At 69.3% G+C, this 17,409-nt stretch carries 16 protein-coding genes; 3 read left to right on the top strand and 13 right to left on the bottom strand.

What is annotated here, in order from left to right; genetic code table 11:
- Positions 1-167 precede the first annotated feature (167 nt).
- Positions 168-695: an MSMEG_6728 family protein gene (locus tag FHX72_RS11385; protein ID WP_183625158.1), complete on the top strand. Its 528-nt coding sequence runs from the start codon at positions 168-170 to the stop codon at positions 693-695.
- Here FHX72_RS11385 and FHX72_RS11380 read toward each other — a convergent pair.
- The 8 genes from FHX72_RS11380 to FHX72_RS11345 form a co-directional block, all read right to left on the bottom strand.
- Complete coding sequence (locus tag FHX72_RS11380) at positions 604-2,100, bottom strand: PepSY-associated TM helix domain-containing protein (RefSeq protein WP_377603689.1); 1,497 nt, start codon at positions 2,098-2,100, stop codon at positions 604-606. The genes FHX72_RS11385 and FHX72_RS11380 overlap by 92 nt on opposite strands.
- Entirely contained in the window at positions 2,101-3,348 is a 1,248-nt protein-coding gene (locus FHX72_RS11375) for a Dyp-type peroxidase (RefSeq protein WP_183625156.1), read from the bottom strand. It lies immediately after the preceding gene.
- Positions 3,348-3,965: a copper chaperone PCu(A)C gene (locus FHX72_RS11370; RefSeq protein WP_183625154.1), complete on the bottom strand. Its 618-nt coding sequence runs from the start codon at positions 3,963-3,965 to the stop codon at positions 3,348-3,350. Before FHX72_RS11370 ends, FHX72_RS11375 begins: the two co-directional genes overlap by 1 nt.
- Before the next feature lie 49 nt (positions 3,966-4,014).
- On the bottom strand, positions 4,015-4,656 hold the full coding sequence (locus tag FHX72_RS11365) for a copper resistance CopC family protein (protein WP_068478054.1): 642 nt from the start codon (positions 4,654-4,656) through the stop codon (positions 4,015-4,017).
- Between the two features lie 218 nt (positions 4,657-4,874).
- Positions 4,875-5,711, bottom strand: a complete 837-nt coding sequence (locus tag FHX72_RS11360) for a hypothetical protein (protein ID WP_183625152.1) — start codon at positions 5,709-5,711, stop codon at positions 4,875-4,877.
- A gap of 63 nt (positions 5,712-5,774) precedes the next feature.
- Positions 5,775-7,091 (bottom strand): glycosyltransferase, encoded by a 1,317-nt coding sequence (locus tag FHX72_RS11355; protein ID WP_183625150.1) that lies wholly within the window; start codon positions 7,089-7,091, stop codon positions 5,775-5,777.
- An 11-nt stretch (positions 7,092-7,102) separates the two neighbouring features.
- Entirely contained in the window at positions 7,103-7,804 is a 702-nt protein-coding gene (locus tag FHX72_RS11350) for a lysophospholipid acyltransferase family protein (RefSeq protein WP_183625148.1), read from the bottom strand.
- Between the two features lie 70 nt (positions 7,805-7,874).
- Positions 7,875-8,426 carry a hypothetical protein gene (locus tag FHX72_RS11345; protein WP_183625147.1) on the bottom strand — a complete coding sequence of 184 codons (552 nt, stop codon included), beginning with the start codon at positions 8,424-8,426 and terminating at the stop codon, positions 7,875-7,877.
- Positions 8,427-8,592: 166 nt separating this feature from the next.
- On the opposite strand from FHX72_RS11345, the gene FHX72_RS11340 reads away from it, so the two are divergent.
- A complete protein-coding gene (locus tag FHX72_RS11340; protein ID WP_338110117.1) occupies positions 8,593-9,657 on the top strand; it encodes an alpha/beta hydrolase in 1,065 nt (354 codons plus the stop codon).
- Here FHX72_RS11340 and FHX72_RS11335 read toward each other — a convergent pair.
- From FHX72_RS11335 to FHX72_RS11315, 5 genes are all read right to left on the bottom strand, one after another.
- Entirely contained in the window at positions 9,641-11,131 is a 1,491-nt protein-coding gene (locus tag FHX72_RS11335; RefSeq protein WP_183625143.1) for an MFS transporter, read from the bottom strand. The genes FHX72_RS11340 and FHX72_RS11335 overlap by 17 nt on opposite strands.
- Before the next feature lie 17 nt (positions 11,132-11,148).
- Positions 11,149-12,171, bottom strand: coding sequence for an ABC transporter substrate-binding protein (locus FHX72_RS11330; protein ID WP_068478045.1), 1,023 nt, complete (start codon positions 12,169-12,171; stop codon positions 11,149-11,151).
- Between the two features lie 123 nt (positions 12,172-12,294).
- A complete protein-coding gene (locus tag FHX72_RS11325; RefSeq protein ID WP_068478044.1) occupies positions 12,295-13,113 on the bottom strand; it encodes an amino acid ABC transporter ATP-binding protein in 819 nt (272 codons plus the stop codon).
- Positions 13,110-14,273 carry an amino acid ABC transporter permease gene (locus FHX72_RS11320; RefSeq protein ID WP_221186900.1) on the bottom strand — a complete coding sequence of 388 codons (1,164 nt, stop codon included), beginning with the start codon at positions 14,271-14,273 and terminating at the stop codon, positions 13,110-13,112. The genes FHX72_RS11325 and FHX72_RS11320 overlap by 4 nt, the downstream gene beginning before the upstream one ends.
- Positions 14,274-14,650: 377 nt before the next feature.
- Complete coding sequence (locus FHX72_RS11315) at positions 14,651-16,141, bottom strand: hypothetical protein (protein WP_183625141.1); 1,491 nt, start codon at positions 16,139-16,141, stop codon at positions 14,651-14,653.
- A gap of 139 nt (positions 16,142-16,280) precedes the next feature.
- Here FHX72_RS11315 and FHX72_RS11310 point away from each other — a divergent pair, with 139 nt between their 5' ends.
- Positions 16,281-17,327 carry a Gfo/Idh/MocA family protein gene (locus FHX72_RS11310; RefSeq protein WP_183625140.1) on the top strand — a complete coding sequence of 349 codons (1,047 nt, stop codon included), beginning with the start codon at positions 16,281-16,283 and terminating at the stop codon, positions 17,325-17,327.
- Positions 17,328-17,409 lie beyond the last annotated feature (82 nt).

Raw genomic sequence — 17,409 nt, 5'->3', positions numbered from 1 at the left:
CAGCCTCTCCCCGACCACCGACATTCTTGGTCCGGTCCGAACTTCTGCCCGCCTACCGACCCGTCTCCCCGTCTGCCTGCCTGCCGACCGATTTGCCTGCACCTCTTCCAGGGAACCAAGAAACGCGCTCCCCGCATCCGCTGATCCCCGCGGGGTAGAACGGACGGATGCAGACCTTCCTCCCCTACCCCGACTTCGCCGAGTCGGCCAGCGTGCTCGACCGGCAGCGCCTCGGCAAGCAGCGCGTCGAGACCCTGCAGGTCATGAAGGCGCTCACCGTGCCCGGGTACGGGTGGCAGCAGCACCCAGTCGTGAAGATGTGGATCGGCTACGAGCGCACCCTGCTCGACTACCAGGACGCGTTCTGCGCCGAATGGGTGGGGCGCGGATACGCCGACACGTGCGCCGAGAAGACGCTCGTCGTCTTCGAAGAGGCCGCGGAGAGCAGAGGGCCGGACTTCCGGGAGTCCGGCCCTCCGCCGTGGCTCGGCGATGAGGCCCTGCACGAGTCACACCGCTCGAAGCTCGTCGCCAAGGACGAGCAGTTCTACGGCGCGATCTTCCCCGAGGCCGAGCGCGGCCTCGACTACGTGTGGCCCGGCGTCACCTCGAGCTCGCAGGACCCGCCCGTCGGCGAGCGAACAGCCCCACGACAACGTCGACGGCCAGGAACGCGGCCAAGCTCACCCCGATGAGCGGCAGGAACATCCCGACAGCCAAGGTCGCAGCGAGCACAATCAGCGCGCCCCACCACGGCGCACGCAGCAGCGCTCCGCGCGGAGGCGCAGCACCCACACCCCGCGACGGGTCGTGCTTCGGCCTCCGCTGCCACCACATCACGTAGCCCCACACGACCATGCCCGCGATGCCGACCGCGACCGCGAAGAGCACCAGCTGGTTCGCGAGGCCGAACAGCGACCCCATGTGCAGGTCGATGCCCCACCGACTGAGCTTCGCGACGAGCCCAAACCCGGCAAAGTCGACCCGGTCGGTGACCTGCATCGTCGCGCCGTTGATCGCGACCGCGTCCACCTCCGTCGGGAAGCTCCGCTGGATCTCCTGCACAACCCACGCCGCCCCCGGCTCGGCAGGAGGCCTGATCTCGACAAGCCCCGTGTTGACGTTCACCTCGCGGGCGACGGACAGGACCGAGTCATAGGCGCCTGGGCTCAGCTCGCCTGCCGCACCCGCCGAACCGCTCGGAGCCGGCGCCCCGTGCCCGGCGTGCTCGCCGCCAGCCGCATCGGCCGTTCCGTCGAGGCTCGTGCTGAGCGACGGGGTTGTCCAGCCGACAGCCGCGCGCAGCTCGGTGAAGTTCGCTCCGCCGTACTGCGACCAGGTGATGCCCGTCACGGACAGGAAGAGCGCCCCGGCCAGCACCCAGATACCGGTGGATGCGTGCAGGCTGCGGGTGCGCACGTACCCCGTCGCCGTGAGGTTCGGCCGCAGGAGGTCGCGTTGCGACGCGACTCGCTTCGCCTTCCGCGCCCGCCGATAGCGGGTCGCCCAGAGGCAGGCTCCCGCGAGCGCGACGACACCAAGCCAGGAGGCCGCGAGCTCGCTGTACAGCCTGCCGGCGTCGCCCAGGTGGAGACTGCGGTGCAGGTCGGAGATCCACGTGCGCAGCGGCAGCGAGCCCGACGTGCCGTAGACGGGCAGGTGGCCGCGGATCTCCGCCGTCGCCGGGTCGACGAAGACCGCACGCGTCTTGCTCTCCCCGAGGCTCGCATCCGTGTACATGACTCGCGTCGTGTCGCCCGGGTTGGGGGCAGGGCGGACGGCGACGATCGTCGCGGCGGCGCCCGTCTCGATGTGCGAGGTGTCCGCGGCGACATACGCGTCCGCTGCCCTGATCTGATCGGCGAGCGGCAGGGAGCTTGCTGCGACCGGCGCGTGCAGCTCGTCGTCGTACACAAGCTGCTCGAGTTGCGGAGTCAACGCGTAGAGGGCGCCGCTCGCGGCCGCGACCAGAATGAACGGCCCGACGAACACCCCTGCCATGAAGTGCAGCCGCAGGAGGAGCTGGCCGAACCATCCGCCGCGCCCGGCCCGGCTTGCGGGAGATCCGGGCGCGGCGGCGAGTAGACGTGCGTGCAACACTCACCTCAGGATCCCCTCGCCGATGTATCCACCGTCAGCGCACCCAGGAGGGACGACGAAGACCGCCGAGCCGATCGGCGTTGTCCATTCGTTGAGCAGGTCGAGCTCGTCGAGGCGCTTCTGCACGGGCACGAACTGCGCGTCCACATCCGCTTGGAAGGCGATGAAGACCAGCCCCGAGTTGGAGATCTGCTCTCCCGTCGGGGCGTCGTCGTAGTTGTACGCGCGCCTGAAGAACCGCTCAGCGGTGTCCTCCGAGCGTGCCCGGCGCATGTGCGAGTACTCGGCGATGACGGGGAACCCGGCCGCGTTCTTCGCCGTGAAGTCGGGCTCGTCGTGCTCCTCGACGCCAGTGAGCGGCGCCCCGTTCGCGAGGGTGCGCCCCACCGACTGCTCGCGGCCGCTACGGTCGAGCCTGTCCCACTTGTCGAGGTCCATGCGGATGCGCCGCACGACCATGCCGGTCCCTCCCGCGAAGGCCCCATCCCGGATCCAGACGAGCTGCTCGAAGTCGGGCGTCGGCGGTGCCGGGTTGACGGTGCCGTCGACCTGCCCGAACAGGTTCCGCATCGTCGTGCCCGGGACCTCCGAGCCCCGAGCGCGCCGGAACCCTGGCTGCGTCCACCGCACGCTCGCGAAGCTGCGCGTGTCCTTCAGCAGCATGCGCAAGGCGTGGGCCACCGTGAACGGGTCGTCGGCCGCGACCTGCAGCAGCAGGTCGCCGTCGCTCCACGAAGCCTCGAGGCAGTCGATCCCGAACGCCGGAAGGGGTCGCAGCCAGGATGGTGCCTGCATCGCCGGGGTGGATGCGCGGCGCACGAACTCCGGGCCGAACCCGAACGTCACCGTCAAGTTAGCCGGCACGTGTGCGAGCTCGGGCTCCGAGTCGGCAAGCGCTGGTTCGCCGCGCGTGAGCCGCGCCGCGTCGTCGGTGAGGAGCTGCATGAGCCTCCGCAAAGCGTCGCGGTCGATGCCGTCGCGCAGGTCGAGCGCGACGAGGGTCGCCTGCGCCTGCGGAGGAGTCGAGATGCCGGCCTGATGAGCCCCGTGGAATGGCACGATGCCGGAACCCGCATCCGCTGCCCCGACCTCCGTTCCCCTGACTTCCGCCGGTTCCTGCCGCCCCGCGAGGCGAAGCGCCTGGTCTGCGCCGATGGCCGCGGCCGCGCCGAACCCGGCGACAGCTCCCCCGAAGAGGAGCTGCCGCCGAGTCGGGCGGGTGCGACCAGGAGCCTGGTCGCCCGTCATCAGCTGTTGTCCGCGTGCTCGGAGTGGTCCATCTCGGAGTGGTCCATCTCCATGTCGCCGCCCATGTCACCCATGTCGCCGTCTTCGTAGTTCTCGTTCGCACCCGCGTAGTCCTTCGCGGGGGCCGTGAAGTCGAGGGTCGAGTCGTCCGAGAATGTGAGCGTGAAGCTCAGCTCGTCGCCCGCGACGACGGGCTCCGGCAGGTCCATGAGCATGATGTGGTTGCCGCCGGGTTCGAGCGTCAGCGTCTCCCCTGGGGCGATCGTGAACCCGCCGCCCTTCTCGCGCATCGTCATCGCACCCGTCTCGTTCTCGACGGTCTCGTGAAGTTCGAGGGCCGTGGATGCCGGGCTCGCGACCGAGACGATCGTCACGTCCCCCTCACCCGTGTTGTTGATCTCGCCGAACGCGGCGGACATGCCGGAGTCGGCCGCCTTGACCCAGGTGTTCTCGACGGTGACGGACTCCGCGGCTGACGTCGCGGGTCCCGAATCGGGCGCCGACGTGGTCGAGGTACCGCATCCGGTGAGCATGAGGGCTGCCGAGGCGAGAAACGCCGCCGAGGCGAAGGGGCGGACGTGGGCGCGGCTCGGCGTGGGCGTTGCGGTGCTGTTCATGATCAGAGTTCCTTTGCAGAGAGAAGAGAAAGAGTGAGGGCCGGCAACGTCAGCGCGCATCGGTGCTGTCCGCGCTCGCGGTGCTGTCGGCGTCTGCCGCGGGCGTGGGGACCTTGCGAGACCGGACAACAACCCAGGCGACGCCGAGCGCAACCAACGCACCCAGACCGCCAATGAGGAGCATCCGGGGCACGTCGAGCGCCGACCGCGAGGTGATCTCGGCCGTCGGCTCCGTCGTCGCGCCGGAGGGGGATTCGCTTTCCGTAGGCGTCGCCGCGGTCACAGAGGGGGTCGGCTCGGGCGCCGACGTCGACGCGGCGGCAGCCGCATCCGCTGCCGCCGGGTCGCCGACCGTGAACGGGACCGTGCCCGTGATCGGGTGCCCATCAGACGAGACGACGCGCCAGTTGATGGCGTACGTGCCGTCTGGCAGCGCTTCGTCGATGGTGCTCGTGACGGTCGTGCCGTCGATGACGAGCTCGCCGGTCGCCCAGTCCTGGCCCGCCGCGTCCTGAAGGACGATCATCGGCCCGATCTCCATGATGTTGGCGGAGTAGGTGAGCGTGATGTCCGTCGGCGACGCGTCAAGCGCAGCTTCGGGAGCCGGCGAGCTCTGGACGAGCTGGTCGTGCGCCTGCGCGGGCGCCGCCCCGGCAACGCCGAAGAGGCAGGCGAGGAGCAGCGCGATCATGGCGGATACCGCCGCGGTTGCGCGCGTTGCTCGTAGGGAATTTGGAGTCGTGGATGTTGGTGCTGAGTCGAAAGACATCTCGAGAGTTCCTCGGGTCTGTCCGCCCGCGCACGAAGCGGACGCGCAGAGGGCGCGCGGCTGTCGCTGACGGAGAATGATCGACGCCGAACAGCACCGGGCGGCGCCTCAGCGGGAAAGCGGAGGCGCGGGAGTTGGTGCTAGTTCGAGGTCGCGAATGCTGATGGCATCGCGAAGACCGGCGGGCCGCGCCGCCGCTGCGCGCGCTCGACGCGCACCTGCAGCGCAGGCACCCAGGGCAGCTCGAGCGGCGCCGAATCGACGGCGGCGGCCGGGCGCAGGGCGCGAGCGAGGATCAGGAAGAGCATGCGGGCGGTCGGCAACAGCAGCTCGACGGCCGCATCCTTGGCCTTGGCGAGGCTCGTGAGAAGCGTCTCGCCGAAATACAGGGCGAGCGCCGTCAGCACTGCGGCGACGGCGTGCATCGCCCACATGAGCGGGGCATCGTGCCCCAGGTGAAGGGCGGCAGCGGATGAGCCTGCGCTGGCGTTCGTGGCGAAGTCCGCCAGGGCCGATGAGGCGGCGAGCTGCCCGTGCCCCGAGTGGCCGGCGTGCACATCCGTCGTCGCCCCGACCCCCACCGCTGCGGGCGGCGTGCCGAGCACAAACAGTGTGTGGAACAGGAACTGGCTCGCCCCGACGGAGAGCGCGAGGCGAACCGAGTCGGTGCGGATGCGCGCGAGCAGCAGGCAGGCGAGCACGGCAAGCCCGAACGGGAACGCGATGCCGACGAGGCCAGGCATGCCGCCGCCCGCGAAGACGTGCGAGGCGAGGGCAATGAACGTGGAGACCGACGCGGCGATAAACGCGAGGCGAACGCGGCGCACCCTCGCGGCGTCTCGCGGACGCGCATCGACGGGCGGGGCCAGGCTGGCGTCCCGGTCGAGGTGAAGGTCCCGGTCGAGATCGAGGTCCCGGTCGAGGTCCGGCAGGTCCACTTCACCCACGGCGGGGGTCAGCAGGCCGGGGGAAGTCACTCCAGAAGTCTATGCGCGTCTTCTACTGCTCGTAGACGCCACAGCTCCAGGCAACGTGGCGGGCTACGCCTCGTAGGCGCGGCCCTTCCACGCGACGCGGCGGCGCCCCGCGAGCGCGTACACGGGCAGCACCAGCAGCGGGCTGACCGGCCCGAGCAGCCCCTCCGCGAGGTCCAGCGGGCCACGCCTCCCCGTGACGACGTTCACGATCGCGCGGTCGAGCAGCCCAGCGATGCGCGCAAAGCGCAGGATGCGCCCGGTCGGAGAGTGCCGGTCCGCTGAGTCGAGTCCGGGGCGCAGCACCCAGGGCGCCGTGTACACGCACACCGTGAGGAGGCTCGTCGCGACCATGAGCGCGCGCGACCCGTGGTGGAGGCCGAGCAGCGACTTCGCGAAGCCGCGCACAGAACTGCGGTAGCCGTCGTACATGCGCACGCCGATCGCGCCGCCTCCGCGCGAGACGACCACCCGACCGCCGACGGCGCGCATCCGTTCGGCGAGGCGCATGTCCTCGACCAGCTCGCCCTTCACTGCCTCGTGGCCGCCGATTCGGTCGTAGGCGGCGCGCGTGAACGCCATCACCTGGCCGTTCGCGACGACCGGCGCCCGGCGCCCCTGCAGCGCCACGGGCACCGAGCCGAGGACGACGGCGTCGTTGAGCGGCGTGATGAGGCGCTCGCCGAGCGTGCGCGTCTCCTGTCGCGGGAACACCGTGAGGAGGTCGGCCCGGGATGCACGCATGGTCGCCAGCAGCGCATCGAGCGCCCCAGGATTCCAGAGGACGTCGGCGTCGGTGAAGATCAGCACGTCGTCGTCCGGGGGCCGCGCGGCGGCGTGCGCCTCGCAAGTCTCTGAAGTCTCTGAAGTCTCTGAAGTCTCTGAAGTCTCTGACCAACATCCGTGCGATTTCGAACGTTTTCGGCCTGAAGCGCGCGCTGGAGGCGGATCCTGCACTGAAGTTGGACACTGGCTCGCGCGAACGGCCGCGTCGCCGGGGGCGGGAGCAGCGGCCGCGGCGAGCTGCGTGCACGCCCAGTTCTTGCCCGTCCAGCCATCTGGCCGGGGCGAGCCCACCAGAACCCGCGCGCCCACCCCATCGGCGACGGCGCGAGTCGCATCGGCCGACTCGTCGTCGAGCACAACCACCTCGTCGGCGCCCTGGTCGAGGAAACCCGGCAGCGTCTCGCGCAGCGTCGACTCCTCGTCGCGGGCGGGAACCAAGAGGAAGACCCGCGAGGTCGAGGCATCGGATGCGCCACCGCTCCCGCCCTTGCTCCTAGCTCCAGGCCGGAGGCTCGGCTGTGTCAGGACGTTCGCCAGCAGGACGGCGGCCCTCGCCCCGAGATACGCGAGGGAGACGCCGGCGACGATTCGGCTCACGAGCGACCGGCTCACCCTCGGCCCCGCTCGCCTCGACGTGAGCGATGTATCCCGAGCCCCTCTGGCTTTGTCAGGTAGGCGAGCATCCGCCCTGCCACCCCGACCCGATCGCGCCGGAAGCGCTGCGCGTCGAAGACGACGCGGTAGCCGGGCAACGGGCGCGCGGGATCGGCCGCGTCGAGTGCGCGGTCGAGCTCCTCGAGCATGGATCCGAGCGAGGCGGCGAGCTGCTCGGGCCGCACGGGCTCCCCGAACCGGATGAACGCCTCGGGCTTCGCGGCACCCCGCAGGACAACGCGGATCGCGACGGGCACCAGAGGCACGCCTGCGCGCTGCGCGACCCATTCGGCCCCGGGATGCAGGGCCGCGAGGCCCCGCCCGGCCCGCAGCTCGCCCTCGGGGAAGATCAGCGCCCAGTCTCCCGAGCTGGCCCGTTCGGCAAGCAGGCGAAGCGCCCGCGGCGGCACCGCCCCGACGAGTCTGAGGAACGGGAAACGCTGCAGCTGCTCATCGCCCATCATGACGGCGACATCGGAGCCGATGTTTCTGGCGTAGAGACCGATCAGGTAGGCGTCCCACCACGAGGCGTGGTTGGCGGCGAGCACCGCGCCGCCAACCGGCGGCCTGCCGGTGACGGCGATCGACAGCAGCCCCGTTCGCACGTCGCGCACGGCGCTGCGGACGAGGAGTGCGCGAGCCAGGCGAAGCATCATGGTGTTCCCGACGCTAGCGCAGCAGCACCTGCGACGAGCCGAGAGCTCGACAGACCAACGAGGCCACGCATCACCAGCCGCGCAGGGCGGCCGCGACGACGCCGCCGACGACAAGCACGAAGACAAGAAGGTCGGTCCAGGTCGCGACGAGTTCGTTGGTGCCCTTGCCGCGCTTTCCGAGGTGCCGGATGCCCGCGAGCCCCAGGTAGATGGCGCCAGGCAGCGCACCGAGAAGACCCCAGCCGGGCACAAGCGATGACACGAGCGCCACGGCTCCGAGGCTGAGGTTGGCGAGCCCGAGCTCCTGGACGACCTGGGCGGTCGCGGTATAGGTCGCGGTATCAGCCGCGGTATCAACCTCTGTGCCGGTCGAAGTGGTCGCGGCATCGGCGTGGCCTTGCTCGTCCGCTCCTTCTGGCGCCGCCCCGAGGATCGTCTGCGTGGTGCGCCGCGGGTTCGTGAGCTGTCTGATGCCGGCGACGATGAGGCGCGAGCCGACGCCCCAGAACGCGAACCAGATGCCGAACACGAGAGCGGGGTTGCCGCCCGCGACGCCCAGGTGCACTCCACCGAAGACAAGCGGGAGCACCACGGTCTGGAGGATCACGAGGAGGGCGTACATGCAGGAACCGATCGCATCGGGATGCCCAGAACAACAGCACCGATCGGAGCGGTCGGCGCTGCAGGGTGACATCGAGGGGGTGATCTGCAACCTATTCCATGCCGACTCCCGCAGACAACACGGCGACGTGCGTTTGCATGGAACCAGGTACTGCAAGAATGCGATGGTGAGCATCCCCCCGAGTGTCACGCCGAGACCAGCCAAGAACGCGGCGAAGCCCTGGTACCGCCGCAAGAGCAGGACGGTGCCGCTTGGCGTGCTGTCCGCCGGTCTTGTGGGGGCGATCATCTGGGTGTCGAATCCCTGGCCGGCGGCAATGGTGATCCGCTCCCTCTTCGAGCTGGACGCGAAGCGCACGGTCACCGAGATGGAGGCGTTCGCGCCGACGGCCGACAGCCTGCAATCGCAGCTCGACGTGCCCTACGGCGACGACGGCGCCGACACGACGTTCGACCTGTACTCCCCCGCCGGCACAAGCGAGGCGCTGCCGACGGTCGTGTGGATCCACGGGGGCGCGTGGATCTCGGGCGGAAAGCAGAACGTCGACCCGTACGTGCAGATCCTCGCGGCCGAGGGGTTCACGACGGTGGCGTTGAACTACACGGTGGCGCCGGAGGCGACGTATCCGACGGCGCTCACCCAGCTCAACGATGCGTTGGCGCACCTCATCACGAACGCCGCCGCATACAACATCGACCCGAGCCGGATCATCCTCGCTGGCGATTCGGCGGGCGCGCAGCTCGCGAGCCAGCTCGCGACCCTTGCGACGAACCCCGAGTACGCGGAGCTCGTCGGCCTCTCCCCGGCGCTCGCGGCCGACCAGCTTGCTGGCATGGTCTTGAACTGCGGCATCTACGACGTGAGCGGCATCCCCAGCGCGCCCGGCCTCGGGGGCTACGGCTTCCGCGTAGCGCTCTGGGCCTACCAGGGCGATAAGGACTGGGCGACCACTCCCGCCGGTCAGGAGATGTCGACCCTTGACTACGTGACCGCCGACTTCCCGCAGACCTGGATCTCAGGGGGCAATGCCGACCCGCTTACGGCCAACCAGTCACAGCCGTTCGCGGCCAAGCTGCAGGGCCTCGGCGTCCCCGTCACGACAGTCTTCTACCCGGAGAACCACGAGCCGGCGCTGCAGCACGAGTACCAGTTCAAGCTCGAGGGGGCGGATGCGCAGAGCGCGCTGACCTCGACGATCAATTTCCTGAAGTCGGTCACGGCTCCCGAGTGAGCGAGGCCTCGTCCGGCTGGTGGCGACGGTTCCCGTCGGCCGCCGAGATGAGGAGCGCGCCAAGGGAAGCGGCGATCGTGATCGACGCGGCCGCACCGAAGGCGAAGCTCGCCGGCATGGTCGCCGACGCTGCCAGGTAAGTGCCCGCGTATATGGACAGCGCAAGCGCTGCGGAGAGCCGCTGGCTGAGCTGGTAGAAGCCCGCCGCCACACCGTTCACGCCCGCCGGCGCCTCGTTGAGGGTGAGCGACTGGTTCGAGGGTGTGAAGAGCCCCGCGAAGAAACCCTGCAGCGCGCCCGCCCCGACGACGCCGAGCAGGATGAGCGGCTCGGAGCCCGCTGTCACGAGCGCGACCTCCGCCGTCACGGCGAGCAGCGCGAGGCCAAGCGCCCACGTGATGCCGCTGCGCCCGAAGCGACGCACGAGCCGCCAGCTCAGCATCGAGCCGATCACCATGCCGAGCGCGCGCGGCGTCAGCAGCAGCGCCGCCGCGAAGGGCGAGTAGCCGAGCCCGTCGATGAGGAAGAGCGTCGTGAGCAGGCCCAATCCAAGTGCGGAACCGAACGTCAGCGTTGCCACGGCGGTGCCGAGCAGGTAGCCGCGGCTGCGCGCGAGCGCCGGGTGCAGCACCGCCGGCCCGTCGCCCGCGTGCGCGCGCCGTTCCCAGAGCGCGAACGCGACGAAGAAGGCCACCCCCGTAAACGCGAGCGCGGCCAGCAGCCAGCCGCCGCTCGCCGCCGCGACCAGTAGGGCGAGGGTACCGGCGCCGAGCAACACGACGCCCACCACATCCACCTGGCGCAGCGCGATCCGCAAACCACCCGGCACCGCCACAGGTCGCGGCAGCACAAACACCGCCGCGACGATCAGCACCACGGCGAGAGGGACGGCGAGGAGGAAGACGAGCCGCCATCCCGTGCTGTCCGGCAGAACAGTCAGCAGGATCCCCCCACCGAGCGGACCGACGAGCCCCGCCGCCGAGCCCGCGGTTGTGTACCCCGAGAGCGCGCGCGAGCGCATGATGCCGCGGAACGTGTCCTGGAAGAGCCCGAGGACCTGCGGGTTGACGATGCCCGCGCCGAACCCCTGCACGAGGCGCGCGACGATCACGGTCGTCGCGTCGTCCGCGAGCGCCGCCGCGAACCCGGCCACGGCGAACAGCACGAGCCCCAGCATGTACAGGAATCGCCGACCGAGCAGGTCGCCGAGTCGCCCGGCGCCGACAAGCGCGAGCCCGAACGCGAGCGAGTACGAGGAGGTCAGCCACTGCACCTGCGCGGCATCCGCATCGAGGGAACGCTGGATGCTCGGCACGGCGAAGCTGAACACGGCCTGGTCGAGGAGGGTCGTGAAGGCCGTCGCGACACCGAGGGCCAGCACGAGCCCGTTGGCTCGGCTCGACGTCGAGTGGACGGCTGGCGCGGCGAAACCCGCCGCACCCTCAACCTTCGAGGATGCGGCGGGTTCCGTCACGGATGCGTGGGAGATTTCTACTCCTCGCGCGGGAGACCCGCGGGGTTCACCTCGGAGACGTCGATGCGCTCATCCTGCAGGCCCCAGCGGTCGAGGATGGCGTCGTACTGGCCGTTCTCGATGGCGTGGTTGAGGACGATCTCGACTGCCTCGATGAGCCCGTTGTCCTTGGCCGTGCCGGCGGCGATCGCCGCGTTGGCCGGGTAGCCGCCGTTGACGGTTCCGACGAGCTTCGTCTCCCCGTCGGTGGCTGCCTTGAACGCTGCCGTCGCGTTGGGACCGAAGTTCGCGTCCACTCGACCGGACTGGAGCGCCAGCGTTCCGGCCGCGTCGTCCTCGTAGTACTGGAAGTCGACCGGCTCGAGTCCAGCAGCCTTGTTCTCCTCATCCCAACCGAGGAGGATCTTCTCCTGGTTGGTGCCAGCTCCGACGATGATCGAAAGGCCGGCGACGTCCTTCGCCTCGGTGATCGACTCGATCTCGCTGTCGGCCTTCACGTAGAAGCCGAGCACGTCCTGGCGGTACGTGGCGAAGTCGAAGAGGTCCTTGCGCTCTTCGGTGACCGTCACGTTCGACGTGATCAGGTCGTACTTGCCTGACTGGATGCCGAGGGGCCAGTCGGCCCAAGCCGCGACCTCGCCCTTGAGCTCGAGGCCGAGCCCATCCGCGATCAGCTGCGCGAAGTCGGCTTCGCTGCCGAGGCGGGTCACGTTGTCGTCCTCGGCGAGGAAGCTAAGCGGCGGGATGTACGCGCTGCCGACGACCGTGAGCTTGCCTGCCTCGGCCGGCTGCCAGCCGGAAGCCTCGAGCGCCGCGATGGCCTCGGGGACCGGGTCGATCTGCGGGCGGCCGTCGACGTTGGCGCTGGTCAGGTCGAACTGGATGAGGTCGCTCGCCGTCGCCGCACCTTCGGGCTCCGCCGCCGTGACCGGGGCCGACTGGCCGTTGACGATGAGCGTCGTCGCGACGACTCCGATGACGGCGAGCGCCGCCACACCGCCGGCGATGACGCCGACCTTCTTCTTGTTGAGCTTTGCCATGAGAGGCACCTTTCGAGGTGGATGTGTTGCTGAAGTTTCGGGGGAAATCAGGGTCGAGAAGGGGTGGGTCCGGAGGTTCCGGGCCCAAGAGGCGGGAGGGGCTGCCGTCCGCGGAAAGACGCCCTAGAGCACCTTGCGGATGAAGTCCTGCGTGCGCGGATGCTTGGGGTTCGTGAGGACCTGGTCAGGAGTGCCCTGCTCGATGATGCGGCCCGCGTCGAGGAAGACGATGCGGTCGGCGACCTCACGTGCGAAGCCGATCTCGTGCGTCACGATGACCAGTGTCGTGCCGCCGTGCGCGAGCTCGCGGATCACGTCGAGCACCTCACCGACCAGCTCGGGGTCGAGCGCGCTCGTCGGCTCGTCGAAGAGGAGCACGTCCGGCTTGAGGGCAAGCGCCCTCGCGATCGCGACGCGCTGCTGCTGGCCGCCGGAGAGCTGGCGCGGGTAATGGTGCTCCTTGCCCTCGAGCCCCACCCGCTGCAGGAGCTTGCGGGCCTGCGCCTCAGCATCCGCCTTCGACGCCCGCTGCAGCGCGACCGGGGCGGCCGTGATGTTCTGCAACGCAGTGAGGTGCGGGAAGAGGTTGAAGTTCTGGAAGACCATGCCAACCCTCGTACGGCGGCGAAGCGTTTCAGCTTCGCGCAGCTCGAAGAGGCGGTCTCCCTTCCTGACGTAGCCGATGTACTCGCCATCGATGAGGATCGACCCGCCGTCGACGGACTCGAGGTGGTTGATGGTGCGCAGCAGCGTCGACTTTCCTGAACCGGACGGGCCGAGCAGTGCAACGACCTCGCCTGGTTCGATCTCGAGGTCGATGTCGTGCAGCACCTCGTGGGCACCGTACGACTTGCTCACGCCGCACACGCTGACCTGACCGGATGCTGCGCTGCTGCGCTCGAGTTCGGCTTCGACGTTCCGGTTGATGGTTGCCTGGCTCATGCTTCGCTCACGTCCTTCCGTGCTGGTGCTGGTGCTGGTGGTGCTCCTGCTGGGATCCCGTTCTTTTTCCGGTCGAGGGCCTTCTTGCTCTCGGCAGCCTTTCCGTCCGGCTTCTCGGGGTCCTCGCGTTGTTTCTCTGTGCCTCCGCTTTGCTCACCGTCGTCGAGCAGTGCCCACTTCTCGGAGATCCAGGCCCTCGCCTTCTGGATGGGCGTCGGCGGCAGCTCACGGTGGGCGCCCTTCGAGAAGTGGCGCTCGATGTAGTACTGGGCGATCGAGAGGAGTGTCGTGATGATGGCGTACCAGACGACCGCGACGAGCAACAGCGGGATGATGCGCTGGTTGCGGTTGTAGATGACCTGCACCGTGTAGAACAGCTCGGGCAGGGCGACGACGAACACCACCGAGGTGCCCTTCACGAGCCCGATGATCTCGTTGAAGGCGTTCGGCGTGATGGCGCGCGCCGCCTGCGGCAGGATGATGCGGAAGAAGCGGTACCGGCGCGGGAGGCCAAGCGCGGCGGATGCTTCCAGCTGGCCCTGGTCGACCGAGAGGATGCCGGCGCGGATGATCTCCGCAGAGTAGGCCGCCTGGTGCAGGGAGAGGCCGAGCGTCGCGGCGGCGAACGAAGAGATGAGCTGCACGGTCGGGAACTCGACGAGCCAGAAGTCGGTCGTGAAGGGCGTCCCGAGGCCGAGCGTCGGATACAGGTAGCCGAGGTTGTACCAGACCACGAGCTGCACGACGAGCGGTACCGAGCGGAAGAACCAGATGAAGCTCCAGGAGAAGGAGTTCAGCAGCGGCGACTTCGAAAGGCGGGCGAGCGCGAGCAGGGCACCGAGCACGAAGCCGATGACCCCGGAGATGACTGTGAGCTGCAGCGTCAGGATGAGCGAGTTGAGCACGATCTCGCTGAAGAAGTACTCCCCGAACACGTTCCACTCGTAGCGCTGGTTCGTGACGAGCGACCACGCGAACTGGGCGACCGCGAACACTGCGACGGCGGAGAGGATCCACAGCACCCAGTGCTTGGGGTGCACGACCTTGAGGTGCTCACCCGGCCCGAGCGTCTGCATCCGGCGGCTCGCCAATGGCGTGGCGTCGTCCGGGGGCGTCGACGGCGGGCTGTCGGTGGTCGGTGCGGTGTCGAGTTGTGACATCGCGTTCTCCTCTCGGCGGTCCCTCAGGATCAAGGGGCTGGCCCTTAGGTTTGAGGGCATGTCGAGAAGGTATGGGCACGCGGATGCCCGTCAGTAGCGGCCGGTACTCGAAAGTTCCGAGAGGGACGCGCGGCGCAGTGTTGCGTCACACGCGGTCACGCCGTCGCCAGGTGAAGGGTCAGCGAGGGGGCAGCGAGAGGGCAGCGGTCGCCGTGCACAAGGTGAGACCTCGACAGAGTTGTGGCGGGATGCATTTCCGGCGCGCCCCAGGTGCACAAAGCCACAACTCTCGGGCCGCGGATGCCAATTCTCCGCAACGCACGGCACGCACGCAACGCGCACAACGCGCACAACAAGAGGCGCCCGCGGTCGTCTGATTAGCTGGCGACCTGGATATTCCAGGGCAGTGGGGTGCCATCGATCTTCGTGGCCTCGGAGACCTCGATGACGGAGGGCCCGGCGGGCCAGGAAGTCGCCACGACCTCCGGGATCTCTGCCGTGATGTAGTCGAACTGCGAGCCGTGCACTGAGATCGCGAGGCGTCCGTAGTCACCCGACGTGACCGAGACCTCACCGCCAGCACCCGTGTACAGGTAGAGACCTGGGCCGACCCCATCGACCGCTGTGTCGAAGGGCGGAAGCACCGAGATCGGCAGGATCTCGGCCGTCCACTCCCCCTCGCTCATGAACATGATGCTGTCGACTACCAACGGTGCCGGGTCGTCACCGATCGACTGCGCGAAGGCCGCCTCGGTGTTGATGAGCCACTGCGCCGTGCCACCGGTCGCTCGCTCCACGTACTCGAAGCCAATGACCTGGTCGCCGCTGTACATCGAGGCGGTGAGCCCACCGACCTTGTCGTCGACCTGCAGCACGGCCAGCTGGCCGATGCCTTCCGGCAGCACGACATTGAGGTTGGCCTCGCCGTATCCCCCAACGGGGCTTCCGGCCTGCAAGGTGAACTCGGGAAGGGCACCGGTCTCGATAGCGTCACCCTCGAGACCGACCGGCGTCGACTGGCTGATCGACTCGCTGCTGACGTCCTCGTCGCCGCTCGAGGTGCCCGGCAGCACCTGCAGGATCTGGACACCGGCCGCGGCCGCCAGCAGGAGGATGGCGAGGATCGCAGCCGCGATACCCTTCGAGCCCGACTTGAAGCCCCGCTTGATCGGCCCGGCCGAGAACAAGATTGCGATAACCACAGGGATCCAGTAGCCCAGGAACGCAGCGACGACAGCCGCGAGCCCCGCGAAGATCGCGAACCCTGGCCCGAAGCCAGGCTGCCCCAGGTGGGCGGCATTCTTCGCGGCTGGCCCCTTGGCCGCACGGCTCTTGGGCACGGCGGGGGTCGGATGCACGCCAGGCGTGGCGGCCTGCGAAACCGGAGGGAGAGGCGGGGCAGGGTTGGGGGTGAGCGCCTGCTGGGAGCCGGGTTCCGGGCTGTGCGCCTGGCTCGGCGCCTGGGCCGGCGTCTGCGCTCGCCGACGCTGCAACGCGTCGTTAGCAGAGCCGTGCGAGTACGCGAGTCCGCGCTGCGCACCCTCGCCGCTGCGGTCAAGGTCATAAGTGGCACGCGCGGCGGTGCTCGTCGCGGCCCGCCCCTCGTCGCGGGCGAGCTGCTCGGCCGCGCGCTGCGCATCCCGTGCCGCCTGACCGGCGGCCCGCTGCGCGTCCTGCGAGCGCTGCTCGAGCGCCCGCTGGCCGTCCTGCGCGCGCTGTTCGGCGTCGCGCTGCCCGTCTCTTGCGCGCTGCTCGCGCTCCAACTCGATGCGGTCGGCGCCGCGGCTGGCCGTGTCGGCCCATTGCCTCACGAAGTCAGGTGCCCGGTAGTCCGCCGGCGGCGTGTAGCCGTTCCTGCCATCACTCACGGTCGCACCCCCTCGTATTGCTGTCTGCGCTCATTCAACACCACACCTCCGACGCTGGAGCCGTTGTCGCACGGGCACCACTGACGTACCCTTGTCCTGTCATTAGAACGAATCGCTTCAGCGCAGAATCGAGAACCCCATGAGCGCATCCACCCCGTCCCGTATCGGCGTCGTCGGCTACGGGGCTGGCGGGCACCGTTTCCACGTGCCCTACATCCAGGCCGTCGACGGCTGGGAGCTGGCGGGCGTCGTGACACGCTCTCCTGAGCGGCGGGCGATCCTCGCCGCCGAAGCGCCGGGAGTCCCAGCCTTCGATTCCCTGGATGCGCTCATCGACTCGGGTGTGGACGCCGTCGTCATCACGACCCCGCCAGACACGCGCCGCGAACTGGTGCTGCGCGCCCTCAAGCGCGGCGTGCACGTGGTCGCTGACAAGCCCTTCGCGCCAACCGCGGAGGGAGCCCGCGAGCTGCAGGCCGCCGCCGAGCGCAGCGGACGCATCCTCACCGCCTACCAGAACCGCCGCTGGGACACCGACCTCGTGACCCTCAAGAAGGTCATCGACGACGGCAGGCTCGGCGAGATCTGGCGAGTCTCCTCGCGCATGGACCAAGACGACTCTGGCACCCTCGAGACCGGGCCCGCCCACGGGTTGCTCCGCGACCTCGGCAGCCACCTCGTCGACCAGATGGCGCACCTCTTCGGGCCCGTCGAGCGCGTGAGCGCCCATCTCGATATCACCTCCGTCGACGGCGTCGAGGTCGACTGCGGCTTCGACCTCGCCCTGCACCACGCGAGCGGCGCCTTCTCCCGCGTCGCCTCGAGCAAGATCAACCATCTCGAGGGCCGCGAACTCATCGCCTACGGCGACCTCGGTTCCTACGAGTCGCGGATGGACGACGTGCAGACCGCGCAGATCGACGCGGGCCTGCGCCCAGCATCCGCCACTGATGCCCCCGACTGGGGCCTCGAGGCAGAGGAGCGCTGGGGAGTCCTGCACACCGCAGCGGGCAGCACCCCCGTGCCGTCCGCGCGCGGCGACTACTCGGAGTTCTACCGGACGCTGCTCGCCGCAGTCCGCGGCGAATCCGCTCCCCCGGTACTGCTCGAACAGGCCGTGCACACCGTCGAGATCCTGGATGCGGCCAGGGAGAGCGCGCGCACGGGACACACCGTCTCCATCTGAGCGGCGCCCCGCCCCCTCCACCCCGGCTACCATCGAGGCACGGGGTGCGCTGGCGGGCCAATGGAGGCCCGCCCATAAAGGG

The organism is Pseudoclavibacter helvolus (assembly GCF_014191305.1).
GTDB classification, from domain to species: domain Bacteria; phylum Actinomycetota; class Actinomycetes; order Actinomycetales; family Microbacteriaceae; genus Pseudoclavibacter; species Pseudoclavibacter helvolus.
Note: the sequence above shows the minus strand (reverse complement) of the source record. Positions and strands in the feature narration are given on the sequence as shown.